11 protein-coding genes are annotated in these 12,054 nt (G+C 70.2%); 2 read left to right on the plus strand and 9 right to left on the minus strand.

Going from position 1 to position 12,054, the window contains the following annotated elements; translation table 11 throughout:
* Positions 1 to 10 precede the first annotated feature (10 nt).
* The 3 genes from ACEOAB_RS12175 to ACEOAB_RS12185 are packed head-to-tail and all read right to left on the minus strand — an operon-like array spanning position 11 to position 2,450.
* Complete coding sequence (locus ACEOAB_RS12175) at positions 11 to 583, minus strand: carboxymuconolactone decarboxylase family protein (protein ID WP_413751285.1); 573 nt, start codon at positions 581 to 583, stop codon at positions 11 to 13.
* Between the two features lie 8 nt (positions 584 to 591).
* Positions 592 to 1,584: a Bug family tripartite tricarboxylate transporter substrate binding protein gene (locus ACEOAB_RS12180; RefSeq protein WP_495653751.1), complete on the minus strand. Its 993-nt coding sequence runs from the start codon at positions 1,582 to 1,584 to the stop codon at positions 592 to 594.
* A gap of 8 nt (positions 1,585 to 1,592) precedes the next feature.
* Positions 1,593 to 2,450, minus strand: coding sequence for an SDR family NAD(P)-dependent oxidoreductase (locus tag ACEOAB_RS12185; protein ID WP_413750054.1), 858 nt, complete (start codon positions 2,448 to 2,450; stop codon positions 1,593 to 1,595).
* Positions 2,451 to 2,581: 131 nt separating this feature from the next.
* On the opposite strand from ACEOAB_RS12185, the gene ACEOAB_RS12190 reads away from it, so the two are divergent.
* Complete coding sequence (locus tag ACEOAB_RS12190) at positions 2,582 to 3,601, plus strand: substrate-binding domain-containing protein (protein WP_413750053.1); 1,020 nt, start codon at positions 2,582 to 2,584, stop codon at positions 3,599 to 3,601.
* 6 nt (positions 3,602 to 3,607) lie between these two features.
* Here ACEOAB_RS12190 and ACEOAB_RS12195 read toward each other — a convergent pair whose 3' ends face one another.
* The 6 genes from ACEOAB_RS12195 to ACEOAB_RS12220 all read right to left on the minus strand — a co-directional run bounded on the left by ACEOAB_RS12195 (position 3,608) and on the right by ACEOAB_RS12220 (position 10,829).
* Entirely contained in the window at positions 3,608 to 4,558 is a 951-nt protein-coding gene (locus tag ACEOAB_RS12195; protein ID WP_413750052.1) for an NAD(P)H-dependent flavin oxidoreductase, read from the minus strand.
* The gene (locus ACEOAB_RS12200; RefSeq protein WP_495653752.1) at positions 4,555 to 5,295 is read right to left on the minus strand and encodes an NAD(P)H-dependent flavin oxidoreductase; all 741 of its coding nucleotides are present in this window, start codon (positions 5,293 to 5,295) and stop codon (positions 4,555 to 4,557) included. The genes ACEOAB_RS12195 and ACEOAB_RS12200 overlap by 4 nt, the downstream gene beginning before the upstream one ends.
* A gap of 259 nt (positions 5,296 to 5,554) precedes the next feature.
* Positions 5,555 to 6,661, minus strand: coding sequence for a CaiB/BaiF CoA transferase family protein (locus ACEOAB_RS12205; RefSeq protein ID WP_413750050.1), 1,107 nt, complete (start codon positions 6,659 to 6,661; stop codon positions 5,555 to 5,557).
* A complete protein-coding gene (locus ACEOAB_RS12210; RefSeq protein WP_495653753.1) occupies positions 6,658 to 8,781 on the minus strand; it encodes an acetate--CoA ligase family protein in 2,124 nt (707 codons plus the stop codon). The genes ACEOAB_RS12205 and ACEOAB_RS12210 overlap by 4 nt, the downstream gene beginning before the upstream one ends.
* A 21-nt stretch (positions 8,782 to 8,802) precedes the next feature.
* The gene (locus tag ACEOAB_RS12215) at positions 8,803 to 9,948 is read right to left on the minus strand and encodes an acyl-CoA dehydrogenase family protein (RefSeq protein ID WP_268810558.1); all 1,146 of its coding nucleotides are present in this window, start codon (positions 9,946 to 9,948) and stop codon (positions 8,803 to 8,805) included.
* A 35-nt stretch (positions 9,949 to 9,983) separates the two neighbouring features.
* Positions 9,984 to 10,829, minus strand: a complete 846-nt coding sequence (locus tag ACEOAB_RS12220) for an IclR family transcriptional regulator (protein WP_495653754.1) — start codon at positions 10,827 to 10,829, stop codon at positions 9,984 to 9,986.
* Positions 10,830 to 11,020: 191 nt separating this feature from the next.
* Between ACEOAB_RS12220 and ACEOAB_RS12225 the strand changes: the two genes are divergently transcribed.
* Positions 11,021 to 12,007: a Bug family tripartite tricarboxylate transporter substrate binding protein gene (locus ACEOAB_RS12225; RefSeq protein ID WP_056598621.1), complete on the plus strand. Its 987-nt coding sequence runs from the start codon at positions 11,021 to 11,023 to the stop codon at positions 12,005 to 12,007.
* The last annotated feature ends 47 nt before the right edge of the window (positions 12,008 to 12,054 follow it).

Raw genomic sequence — 12,054 nt, forward strand, 5'->3', positions numbered from 1 at the left:
CCGGTATCGGTCAGTTCTGCCTGAGGATCTCGGCCCATGGGGCGTGGCCGGCCAGCACGTCGCTGCCTTCGAGGTCGACCTCGAAGTTCTCGAGCACTCGGCACACCAGCATGTAGTAGCCGATCGTCATCACGATCTCCATGAGCTGCTGGTGCGGCAGCTCGGCGGCCAGCGCGTCGAACATCTCGCGCGGCGCCTTGACCTGGCGCACCACGGCATCGGCGAAGTCGAGCACGCGGCATTCGAGGCCGTCGAACGAGGCCCTGTCGACGCTGCCTTGCGGATGGTCGAGCACCGCATCGATCCGGGCGGATGAAACTCCGGCCTGCGCACCCACGCGCCGGTGCTGGGTCACCTCGTAGCTGGAGCCGCACAGCGCGCCGACGCGCAGGATCACCAGTTCGCGCAGCGACACCGGCAGCGAGGAGTGCCGCAGGATGCTCGAGCCCAGGGCCAGGAAGCCCTGCGCCGTGGCGCCGCCGTGGGCGACCATGCGGTAGATGTTGAGCGGAGGGCGCCCGCCCAGCAGCGCGTGGAGTTCCGCGGGCGCCTCGGCGAGGTCGAAGTAGGGGATGCGAGCCATGGTTTCCTTCAGTCGAGTCGGATGCCGGCGGCGCGGATCACCTCGCGCCACCGGAGGGTTTCACTGCGCGCGAAGTCGGCCAGCGCCTGGGGCGTGCCGCCCTGGGGCTCGATCGTCAATTCGCGCATGCGATCGGCCACCGCAGGGGTCTGCAGCGCCCGGTTCACTTCCTGGTTGAGCCTGTCGATGATTGGTGCGGGCGTGCCGCTGGGCGCCCACAGGCCGCCCCAGGCCGCGATCTCGCAGTCCGGCAGGCCCAGTTCCTCGAAGGTCGGCACCTGCGGCAGCAGCGGCAGCCGGCTGCGCGAGGTGACTGCAAGCGGGCGGATCTTCCCGCTGTGGATGTACGCGAGGTTGCCCGCCACGTTGTCGAAGATCGCAGGCACCTGCCCGCCGAGCACGTCGGTGAGGGCCGGCGCGCTGCCCTTGTAGGGGATGTGCGCGAGCTGCACCTTGGCCGCACGGTTGAGCAGCACCAGCGACAGGTGGCCGCTGGTGGCGTTCCCGGGCGTGGCGACCGCGATGCGCCCGGGCGCGGCCAAGGCCATGGCAAGAAAACCCTTGAGGTCGCGCGCCTCGAAGGCAGGGTTGATGCACAGCACGTTGTAGACCTTGCCCTCGAGCGCGATGGGCGCGAAGTCCTTCACCGGGTCGTAGTCCAGCTTCGGATAGAGGCTGACGTTCATCGCGTGGGTCGCGTTGCTGCCGTAGAAGAGCGTGTAGCCGTCGGGCGCGCTGCGCGCGGCGATCGCGGCCGCGATGTTTCCGGAGGCGCCCGGCCGGTTGTCGACGATCACCGGCTGGCCCAGCTGCCGGGCCAGCTGTTCGGCCAGGCGGCGCGAGGACTGGTCGGCCGAGCCGCCCGCCGGAAAGCCCACGATCAGGCGCAGGGGCCGGCTGGGGTAGGCATCGTCGCGTGCCGCCATCGCGGCGCCCAGGTGCGGCGCCGCGACCGCGCAGGCGGCCGCCTGGAGAAAGCGGCGTCGTTGCAGCGGCTGCATGGTCGCTTTCAAGCGCGCGGCGCGGCGATGCCGCCGGTCAGGCCGCCATCGACGACCAGTGCATGGCCGTTCACGTAGGAGGCCTCGTGCGACATCAGGAACAGGGCCGCGTAAGCCACTTCCCAGCCGGTGCCCTGGCGGCCGAAAGGCAGCGGCATCGCGAGGCGGTCCGACCTGCGGCGCGTCGCCGCGCGGCCGATGGGCGTGTCCATCAGGCCGGGCAGGATGCTGTTGCAGCGCACGCCCCTGGCCTGCCCCGCCATCGCGATCGAGCGCGCGAGCGACACCTGCGCCGCCTTGGTGGTCTCGTAGGCCGGATTGAAGCTGGAGTTGCGCAGCGCGGCGATCGACGACAGCAGCACGATGGAGCCGCCGGGTGCCATGTGCCGCAGCGCCTGCTGCCCGAACAGCATGCACGAGCGCACGTTGGTGGCGTGCTCGCGGTCCCAGGCTTCGGCGGTCTGGTTGTCCAGCGACAGCCCGCTGGCCACGCCCACCACCATCACGAGGCCGTCGAGGCTGCCCATCTTCTGCACCGCGCGCTCCACGGTCGTTGCGGCCGCGTCCGGCTGCGACACGTCGGCCACCTCGGCATGAGCCGTCGCGCCCGATGCGCGCACCAGGTCGCAGGTCTGCTGCAGCGAGGCGGGGTTGATGTCCACGCAGGTCAGCGTCGCGCCCTCGTGGGCGAACAGCAGGGAGATCGCCCGTCCGTTACCCGCGGGCGGATCGGGGTCGTCGATGTCGCGCTGGCCCGCACCCACCACCAGGATGCGCCGCTGCGCGAGGCGTCCAGAGGAGGGCCGGAGGTCGCCCAGCGCTTCAGCGAAAAGCTGGAGCTCGGGCTGGATGGCTGGCGAGGTCATGCATGTTTCCTTCATCGGCGTTCGGTGCGCTCATGGTTTGATTTTGGAAACGTTTCCGAAATGGTGGAAACCCTCGCTCGCTGTCACCTAAGATGCACCCATCGTCTTGCCAGACAGGGAATGCCCTCCGAATGAATGCAGGAAAACAGAAGATCGATCTGCGCGACGTGGCGCGCCTGGCGGGTGTCTCGCTGGGCAGCGCGTCGCGGGCGATGAACGGCGCCGGCGCCTCGGCGGCCACGCAGGAGAAGGTCAACCAGGCGGCGGCGGCGCTGGGCTACCGCCCCAACCACGCGGCGCGGGTGCTGCGTTCGCGGCTCAGCCGCACCGTGGGGTGCCTGCTGCCCGACATCTCGAACCCGCTGTATGCGCAGGTGTTCCGCGCGCTGGAGGACGAGTTCCTGCGGCGCGACTACCTGCTGCTGCTGGCCAACGGCGCCAACGACGTCGAGCGCGAGACGAAGGCGCTGGGAACGTTCACGCAGCGCGGCATGGACGGCGTGATCCTCGCGCCCGGCAACGAGCGCAACGCGGCGCTGGTGGAGGCGCTGCGGGTGCTGCCGATGCCGGCGGTCGTGTTCGACCGCGAGGTCAGCGGCGCCCACGACGCGGTGCTCATCGATCACGCGGGCGGCGTGCGGCGCGTGGTCGATCACCTGCTCGGGCTCGGGCATCGCGACATCGCCCTCGTGCTCTGGCAGGGCGACACGCGCCCGGTGCGCCGCCGCGTGCAGGGCTTTCGCACGGCGTTCCAGGCGGCGGGCCTGCCCGTGCCCGATCTGCTGGTGCAGGCGCGCAGCGTCACGGCTTCTGTCAAGGCGGAGGTCACCGAGCTGCTCGCGCGGCCGAAGCGACCGAGCGCGCTCATCGTGCAGGGTACGCACATGCTCAACAGCGCGCTGCGCGCGATCGCCGCGCGCGGGCTCCAGGTGCCGCGCGACATCTCGGTGGTCGCCATCGGCGACACGCCCTTCGCCGCCGAGCACGACCCTGCGGTGAGCGTGCTCGACATCGACCAGGCCGAGACCGCGCGCTGCCTGGTCGACCTGCTGCTCACGCGGATCGCCGACAACGACCTGCCGCAGCGCAAGGCCCGTGTCGGGCTGCGCTATGTGGAGCGCGACTCGGTGGCTGCGCCTGCCTCGGCCTAAGACCGGTCAGGCCGCCCCGCTGCCGCGGTATTCCTGGGCGAGCGCGTCCACCAGTTCGGCGACCGTGGGCACCGCGCGCACGCCGGACACCGAGTGGCCGGCGCTCCAGATGTCTGTCCAGCGCTGGCTGGGCGCCGCATTGGCGCCGCCGCCGTAGCGTCTTCTCGCTTCCTCCACCGAGATGCTCTCGTCGAGCGTCGAGATGTCGATACCCAGCCGCCGCGCCGACGGCGCAAGGAAACTGGCGGGCAGCCCGGTGAAGCCGCGCGTGAGCAGCACGTCGTCGATCGAGCTGTCGACCAGCATCCGCCGGTACTCGTCGCTCGCCAGGCTCTCCTGCGTGGCGATGAAGCGGGTGCCCATGATGCCGAGGTCGCAGCCGAGCTCTTTCGCGGCGCGCAGGGCCACACCGTCCGACAGGCCGCCGGCCAGCACGATGGGGCCGTCGAACACGCCGCGCACCGCGCGCACGAAGGCGAAGGGGTTCGCCCAGCCGGTGTGGCCGCCGGCGCCCGCGGTGAGCAGCACGAGGCCGTCCACGCCCGACTCGACGGCGCGCACTGCATGGTGCAGCGAGGCCACGTCAGCGAACACGCGGCAGCCGCCTTCGTGCAGGCGCGGCACCACGGCGGCGGGCGAGCCCACGCTGGTGATGACGATCTGCGCGCGGTGCCGCGTGATCAGCTCGACCTCGGCCATGACGCGCGCGGGGTCGCGCCGCATGATGAGGTTGGGGCAGTAGGGCGCGGTGGTGCCTAGCGCGGCGGCGGCCTCGTCGTCCAGGCGCGCGAGCCAGGCGTCGAACTCGTCGAGCGTCTGGCAGTTGGCCGTCGGAAAGGCGCCGACCACGCCGGCAGCGCACGCGGCGGACACCAGTTCGATGCCCGAGACCCGCAGCATCGGCGCGGCGATGAGGGGCAGGGCCAGGCGGTCGAGGAAGGGAAGTGTTGGGGTCATGGCGGTGCGGTGGATGCGTTCAGGTGCGCCACGGCAGCGCGTGCCTGGCGGATGAGGTCTTCGACGATCGCGGCGAGCGGCTCGGTGCGCGTGGCGAAGCCGATGGCCGGCCCGAGCGAGAGCATGCCGCCTCGCCAGTCGCCGTCGCCGTAGCAGCGGTCGCGCGCCACGCGGCTGTCGAGCAGGGTGCCGAAGGCGGCGTGGTCGGCCGCACCGGCGCGCTCGATGGCGTCGACCTGCGCGGCGGTGTCGTTGCGCAGCACGCGCCAGGTGTTGCCCAGCGTGTGCAGCAGGCGCACGGTGCTGTGCTCGTCGCAGCCCAGCAGGTGGTTCTTGTAGGCGGCGTGGGCTGACACCTCGTCGCTCACGAGGAAGCGGCTTCCCATGAGGACGCCGTCCGCGCCGAGCGCGAGCGCGGCGGCGAGCTGGCTGCCATGGCCGATGCCTCCGCCCAGCACCAACGGGATGTGGAACTGCCCGCGCGCCGCGGCCAGCGCGCCCATCAGCATGGTGGGCAGCTCGTTGGCGCCGGGGTGCCCGCCTTCCTCCATGCCGACCAGCGCGACCGCGTCGGCGCCGGCCGCCTGGGCGGCGAGGGCGTGCCGCACGCTCGATGCCTTGTGGATCACGATGCCGCTGGCTGCGTGGATGGCCTGGATCAACGCGTCCGGCGCATAGCCGGCGGTCTCGAAGTGGCGCACGCCATGATCCAGCGCGGTTTCCAGCGAGGCCTGCACGCCGGTGTTGGCCTGCGGGCGCGCCGAAAGCGTGAGGTTGACGCCGAAGGCGCGGCCCCTGTGATCTCGCTGCAGCGCCGCGGCTGCTCGCGCAGCGCGGCCTCGCCGTCGAAGGAGCGCGGGGTGATGAAGCCCATGCAGCCTGCGCTGGTGAGCGCGCCGACGTAGCGGGCGTCCGAGAGCCACATCAGCCCGCCGCCGAGGATGGGGTAGGCGAGGCCGAAAAGCCTCGTCAGCCGCGTGGGCAGCGGTGGCTGGCTCACAGCAGCAGCTGCCGTGCGTCGTCGAGGCCGGGCGCGCCGCCGAGCGCGGATGGATCGACGCCTGCGAGCGGCACCGGAAAGCGCACCAGCGACAGCGCATCGGCGCCGTTGAGCAGGCCGCGCTGCGCGAACTGCGGCAGCGCCGCGAGCTCGGATGGCGCCACCACCGGCGCCACGGGCAGGTCGTTGCGCGCCATCGTCTCGAAGGCCTCGGCCAAATCGCGACCGGCGAGCTGCTGCGCGATGCGGTCGTTGATGGCCTGCGCCTGCTTCTTGCGCGCGCCCAGCGTGCGGTAGGCCTCGTGCGCGAACTCGCCCATGTCGAGCACGCCGCACAGGCGCGCCCAGAAATGGTCTTCGAGCGCCGCGACGCTCAGGTGCTGCCCGTCGCGGCAGCGGAAGCTGCCGTACGCGGGTTTCAGCTGCGTGGACGCGCGCTGTCGCTCGAGGCTGCCCGTGCCGTCGGCGCGGTAGGCGCCCAGGCGCGGGTTCATCCAGTGCAGCACGCAGTCGGCCAGCGCCACGTCCAGGTGCTGGCCCCGGCCCGTGCGTTCGCGCTGCAGCAGCGCCGCCAGCGTGGACGACAGCGCATACATCGAGCCGCACAGATCCGCCACCGGCAGACCGAAGTTCTGCGTGGGCGGGCCATCGGGTTCGCCCGAGACCGCGAGCGCCCCCGCCACGGCGAGGTAGTTGATGTCGTGGCCTGGCAGCTGCGCCCACGGCCCCTCCTGCCCATAGCCGCTGAGCGAGACGTACACGAGGCGCGGAAAGCGCTCGCGCAGGCTGGCGTAGTCCAGGCCCAGGCGCGCCATCACGCCGGGGCGGTACGACTCCACCAGCACGTCGGCCTGCGCCACGAGCTCGTGCACGCGGGCGCGCTGCGCCTCGTCCTTGAGGTCGGCCAGCAGGCTGAGCTTGCCCCGGTTGACCGCCTCGAAGCCGCCCGGCCCCATGCGCCGCGCGTTGTCGCCGCCGGGCGGGCGCTCGATCTTGATGACGCGCGCACCCATCTCCGCCAGGTTCTGCGTGAAGAAGGGGCCCGGCAGCAGTTCGCTGAAGTCGAGCACGGTGATGCCCGTGAGCGGCGCGGCCGCGCTCATGCCGCGCCCCGCTCCACGATCACCGCATCCAGCGGCAGCGCGCCTTCGCCTAGCGCGCCGACCCAGATCGGGTTGAGGTCCATCTCCTCGATGCGCTGCGCGTTCGCCGTCACGAACTCCGACACACCCAGCAGCAGACGCTCCAGTGCGGCCACGTCGGCCAGGGGGCGGCCGCGCGCACCGTCGAGCACGGGGAAGCAGCGCATCTCGCGCACCATCGATGCGGCATCTTCGGGGCTCAGCGGCAGCAGCCGGCGCGTGACGTCGCGCAGGATCTCCACGTAGACCCCGCCCAGGCCGAAGGTCATCACATGACCGAACACCGGGTCGCGCGTGACGCCGGCCATCAGCTCGACGCCGCCGCCCGGAGCCATCTTCTCGATCAGCAGGCCGTCGATGGCGGCATCAGGCTTGTGGTGTTTGGCCGAGGCCATGATGTCGTCCCACGCCAGTTCCAACTGCGCGCCGTCGGCGACGCCCACCCGCACGCCGCCGATGTCCGACTTGTGCAGGATGTCCGGGCTGGCGATCTTCGCGACCACCGGGTAGCCCATGCCGTCGGCGATCCGGCGCGCCTCTTCCCGGGTGCGGGCCACGGCCACGGGCAGCAGCGGGATGCCGGCCTTTGCCAGCAGGGCCTTCGCCTGCAGCTCCGAGAGGCTGCGCACCTCGCCTTGCACCGCCGGCACGGCGGCCGGAAGACGGCGCGACGGGCGGCCCGCTGCGCTGCGGTGCCAGCGGCCCCATTCGGTCCAGCGCCGGATCGCGGCGATCGCCTTGCCGACCGAGCGTGGCGGCGCGAAGCCGGCCTCGACCAGCATGCGGTAGCCCTCGCCCATCCGGTCGCTCATCCAGATCGGCACGATGGGGCTGCGCACGCGCTTCTGCGCGGCGATGATGGTCTGCGCCATGCGGATGGTGGTCTCGCCGTAGTCCAGCGCGATCGGCGTGACCACGCAGCCCGTGTTGGGGTCCGCGGCGACCGCGCCCAGCGTGCTTTCGATGAGGTCGGCGTCGCTGAGCACGGCGGCGGTCGTGTCGACCGGGTTGTTGATCGCCGCGTAGTCGGGCAGCTTGCTGCGAAGCAGCGCGGTGGTCTCGGGAGCGAACTCGGCCAGCGTGAGCCCGGCCGTTCCCACCGCATCGGCCGTCAGCGCCGTGGTGCCGCCCGAGGAGCAGTAGACGCCGATCGCCTCGCGCTCGCCCGGCATGGCGCGCGCGAAGAGCCAGGCCGTGTCCACCAGCTCGTCGATGTCGTCGACCTCGATCACGCCGTACTGGCGGAACACAGCGCTGTTGACCTCGGCCGAACCCGTCAGCGAGGCGGTGTGCGACTGCGCGGCGCGCTGGCCGTACTCCGACTTGCCGACCTTCAGCGCGATGACCGGCTTGCCGTTGTCCGCCGCGCACTGCAGCGCGGCCAGGAAGCGCGGGCCGTCCTTGATGCCCTCGAGCAGCGTCACGATCACCTTGATGTCGGGCGCGGTCGCCATGTAGTGGATGAAGTCCGCCACCTGCAGGTCCACCTCGTTGCCGGTGGAGGCCCACAGGCCGATGCCGATGCCGCGCTCCATGGCCTGCATCACGTTGCGCCCCAGGCCGCCGCCTTGCGTGGCCAGGCCGATCGGACCCTTGACCAGGTCGTGCGGGAACGACGGCGAGAAGGTCATGCCCAGGCGTTGGTTGACGTTGGTCAGTCCCGGGCAGTTCGGGCCGTAGATGCGCATGCCGGCCTGCTCGGCGATTTCCTTGAGCCGGGCCTGCGCCCGCTCGCCCTCGGCGCCCGCCTCGCCGAAGCCGGAGGTGAGGATGATGGCGAAGGGCACGCGCCTGGCCGCGCATTCCTCCATCACCGCGATGACGCCCGATGCGGGCACCGCGATGACGACGACATCGGGCGTCTGCGGCAGCGAGGCGATGCTGGGCCAGCAGCGATGGCCGCGCAGTTCGCTCCTGGTGGGGTTGACCAGGTAGAGCTCCCCGTCGATCTTCGAATGGTCGAGCAGATTGCTCAGGGTGCGTCCGCCGATGCTCTGCGGCCGCTCGGAGGCGCCGACCAGCGCGATGGAACGCGGATGGATGAGGCGTGACAGGTCTGTGCTGAAGGCCGGTTGGGTCATGCTGTGCGACTCCCGCGGCGTTCAGGCGATGGCCGAGATGCCGAGGATCTCGCGCCCGACGATCAGCGTCTGCACTTCGGTCGTGCCTTCGGGGATGGTCCCGCCGCGGGTGTCGCGGAAGATCCGCTCGATCGGGTAGTCGGTGGCATAGCCCAGGCCGCCGTGCACCTGCAGCGCCATGCTGGCCACCTCGTGGGCGGCCTCGGTGGCGTAGAGCTTGGCGATGGAGGCGGCCGTGCGCGCGTCGTGGCCCGAGTCGAGCGCGGCGGCGGCGCGCAGCCCCAGCGCGCGTGCGGCCTCCACGCGGATCGTCATGTCGACGATCAGCTTCTGCACCAGCTGGAAGCTGCCGATGGGCTTGCCGAACTGCGTGCGCGTGCGCGCGTAGTCGATGGAAAGGTCCAGCGCCGACTGCGCGGCGCCCACGGCGCCCATGGCGATGTTCACGCGCGCGCTGTCCAGGCCGATCAGCATCTTCTTGAGCGCGTTGCCTTCCTCGCCCAGCAGGTTCTCGCGCGGCACCTTGACGTTGTCGAAGCCCAGCTCGGCCGTGCCGGTGCTGCGCAGCACCATCGTGTCGACGCGCCGCATCTCGTAGGGCGAGACATCGCGCTCGACAAGGAAGGTGGAGAGCTGGCCCTGGCAGTCGGGGCTGAAGGTGCGCGCCACGACGATGCCGAAGTCGCCGAAGGCGCCGTTCGTGATCCACAGCTTGCGGCCGTTGAGCACGTAGTGGTCGCCCTGCAGGTCGGCGCGGGTCTGCACCTGCGCGATGTTGGAGCCCGTGCCCGGCTCGCTGATGGCGCTGAAGCAGCGGCGCTCGTTGTTCAGCAGCGGCTTGAGGAAGCGCTCCTTCTGCGCGGGCGTGGCCTCGGCCGCGAGCTTGTTGATCGCCGCGTTGGTGATGTTGAGCATCGTGCGCAGCGACAGCCAGGCATAGCCCGCTTCTTCCATCAGCATCGCCCAGGTGAGCTGGTCCAGGCCCATGCCGCCTTCTTCTTCCGGCAAGCGACCGCCCAGGTAGCCGAACTCCGACAGTGGCTTGAGCAGCTCGAAGGGAAAGGTCTTGTCCTGGTCGTGGCGCGCGACGATGGGCGCGACCTCGCTCTTCATGAAGCGGCGGATGCTGTCGCGCAGCATGGCTTGTTCTGCAGTCTGGGTGTACACGTTGTCTCCTGTTTGAAAGTGAAGATGAGCGGCGCTCAAGGCTCTGCGGGAGGCAAGGCCTTGGTGCTGCGGCGGGAAGATGAAGAGGCAGAAGAAGCGGGCGATGGCTGCTGCTGCTCGCGCACCGTGCCCTCGGCGGCGGCCTGCTTGCGAAAGACGATCGCCTTGACCTCCTGCAGCGCCTCGAGGCAGCGCTCGCGCTGGTCGCGCATGCGATGGGTGAGCCCGGCCACCGACAGGGCCAGCGTCTCGCCGCCGATCTGGCCGGCCACGGCGACGGCGGTCAGCCCTTCGCTGCCTTCGTTCTCGATCCAGATCCAGCCCTGTTCGCGTGCGCGTTCCACCTGCGCTTCCAGGGCGGCCAGATCGGTGAGCGAGCCGGAGGCCAGCGCGCGCAGCGGCTTCAGGCGCAGCTGCCGCGCGGCCTCTTCCGGTGTGCCGATCGCAAGGATCGCCTTGCCCAGGGCGGAGACGTGCAGCGCCAATTTGTCGCCCACATGCTGCATGTAGCGCAGTGCGTGCCGGCCCTCGCTCAGGGCGATGATCTTCACGACGCCGTTCTCCAGCCTGCCGCACAGGCCGGTTTCGCCGGTGCGGTCGCGCAGCAGTTCGCACGCCTCGGCACCCACGGCGTACAGCGGATCGCTGGCGGAGATTTCCCTGGCCACCGTCAACAGGCGCGCCGTTGGATAGAAGCGCCGGCTGCGCGCGGTGCGCAGCAGATAGCCCATCTCGTGCAGCGTGTGCAGCAGGTCGGAGCAACTGCTCTCGGGCAGGTCCATCAGGCGAGCCAGATCCGAGTTGGACAGCTCGCGCTTTTCGCGCGCAAAGACTTCGAGCAGGGTCATCGTGCGGGTGGCAGCGGGAACGATGGTTGGCATGAATCCTCCGATAGGTCGTAGAAGTTATCGATCATAGCGACGGGATTTATGCGATTGCTGGAGATTTAACCTGGCGAATTGCCCTCAGAAGGCAGAAAACACGGTTGTCAAACAACGACTGGTTGAAGTAGTCTACGTCTCTTCGTAGAAAAAACGCAATCGAATCGCGTTGCAAAACCTGGAGACAACCCTTGAAAACCTTCCTCAAAGCCCTCGCCTCGGTCAGCGGCGCGCTCCTCCTTTCCACCGCCGTGCATGCGGCCGGCGAAGCCGACGGCTGGCCGTCCAGGCCGCTGACCTTCGTCGTGCCGTTTCCGCCTGGCGGCATAACCGACAGCACCTCGCGCCTGCTCGCACAGAAGCTGGGCGACAAGCTCGGGCAGCAGGTGATCGTCGACAACCGGCCCGGCGCGGGCGGCTCCATCGGTGTCGAATACGCGGTGCGCCAGCCTGCCGACGGCTACACGCTGATCTACGGCACGCAAGGCACGCATGCGGCCAACCTCGCGCTCTACAAGAACGTGCGCTACGACCCGGTCAAGGACTTCAAGGCCGTGCACGGCATGTCGGAGTCGCCGCTGATCCTGGTCATCAACCCGAACAAGCCGTTCAAGACGGTGCCCGAGCTGGTGGCGTACGCCAAACAGAACCCCGGCAAGCTCAACTTCGGCTCGGCGGGCGCGGGCACGGCGACGCACCTGACGGCGGAGCTCTTCCAGACGACTGCGGGCATCAAGATGACGCACGTGCCCTACAAGGGCAGCAGCCCGGCCTTGACCGACCTGATCGCCGGCAACCTGGACCTGGCCTTCGACTACGCGGCCGTGGTGCTGCCCTTCGTGCAGGCGGGCAAGCTCAAGGCGCTGGCCGTGACCGGCAAATCGCGCCTCAGCAGTGCGCCCGATTTGCCGACCATCGGCGAGCTGGGCTACCCCGGCGCCGAGTCCAGCGCATGGGGCGCCATGTTCGTCTCCTCGAAGACGCCCGCGCCCATCGTCAAGCGCCTGGCCGATGCCATGGCGGAAGGCATCGTGAACCCCGAGCTCCTGGCCGCCACCGAGAAGTTCGGCAGCGTGCCGATGCGCGGCATGCGCGGCGAGAAGCTCGACGCCTTCGTCAAGTCCGAGATGACGCGCTGGCGCGAGGTAGTGCAGAGCTCCGGCGCCAGGCTGGAGTAGCACGCGCGCCCCCACCACAGCCCCTTTTTTTACAACCGGGAAATCCG

Source organism: Variovorax sp. Varisp53, from assembly GCF_059491555.1.

Excerpts from the sequence above, each read along its gene's own strand:
- ACEOAB_RS12175 (WP_413751285.1), bottom strand. The coding sequence starts at position 583 with ATGGCTCGCATCCCCTACTTCGACCTCGCCGAGGCGCCCGCGGAACTC.
- ACEOAB_RS12180 (WP_495653751.1), bottom strand. The coding sequence starts at position 1,584 with ATGCAGCCGCTGCAACGACGCCGCTTTCTCCAGGCGGCCGCCTGCGCG.
- ACEOAB_RS12185 (WP_413750054.1), bottom strand. The coding sequence starts at position 2,450 with ATGACCTCGCCAGCCATCCAGCCCGAGCTCCAGCTTTTCGCTGAAGCG.
- ACEOAB_RS12190 (WP_413750053.1), top strand. The coding sequence starts at position 2,582 with ATGAATGCAGGAAAACAGAAGATCGATCTGCGCGACGTGGCGCGCCTG.
- ACEOAB_RS12195 (WP_413750052.1), bottom strand. The coding sequence starts at position 4,558 with ATGACCCCAACACTTCCCTTCCTCGACCGCCTGGCCCTGCCCCTCATC.
- ACEOAB_RS12205 (WP_413750050.1), bottom strand. The coding sequence starts at position 6,661 with ATGAGCGCGGCCGCGCCGCTCACGGGCATCACCGTGCTCGACTTCAGC.
- ACEOAB_RS12210 (WP_495653753.1), bottom strand. The coding sequence starts at position 8,781 with ATGACCCAACCGGCCTTCAGCACAGACCTGTCACGCCTCATCCATCCG.
- ACEOAB_RS12220 (WP_495653754.1), bottom strand. The coding sequence starts at position 10,829 with ATGCCAACCATCGTTCCCGCTGCCACCCGCACGATGACCCTGCTCGAA.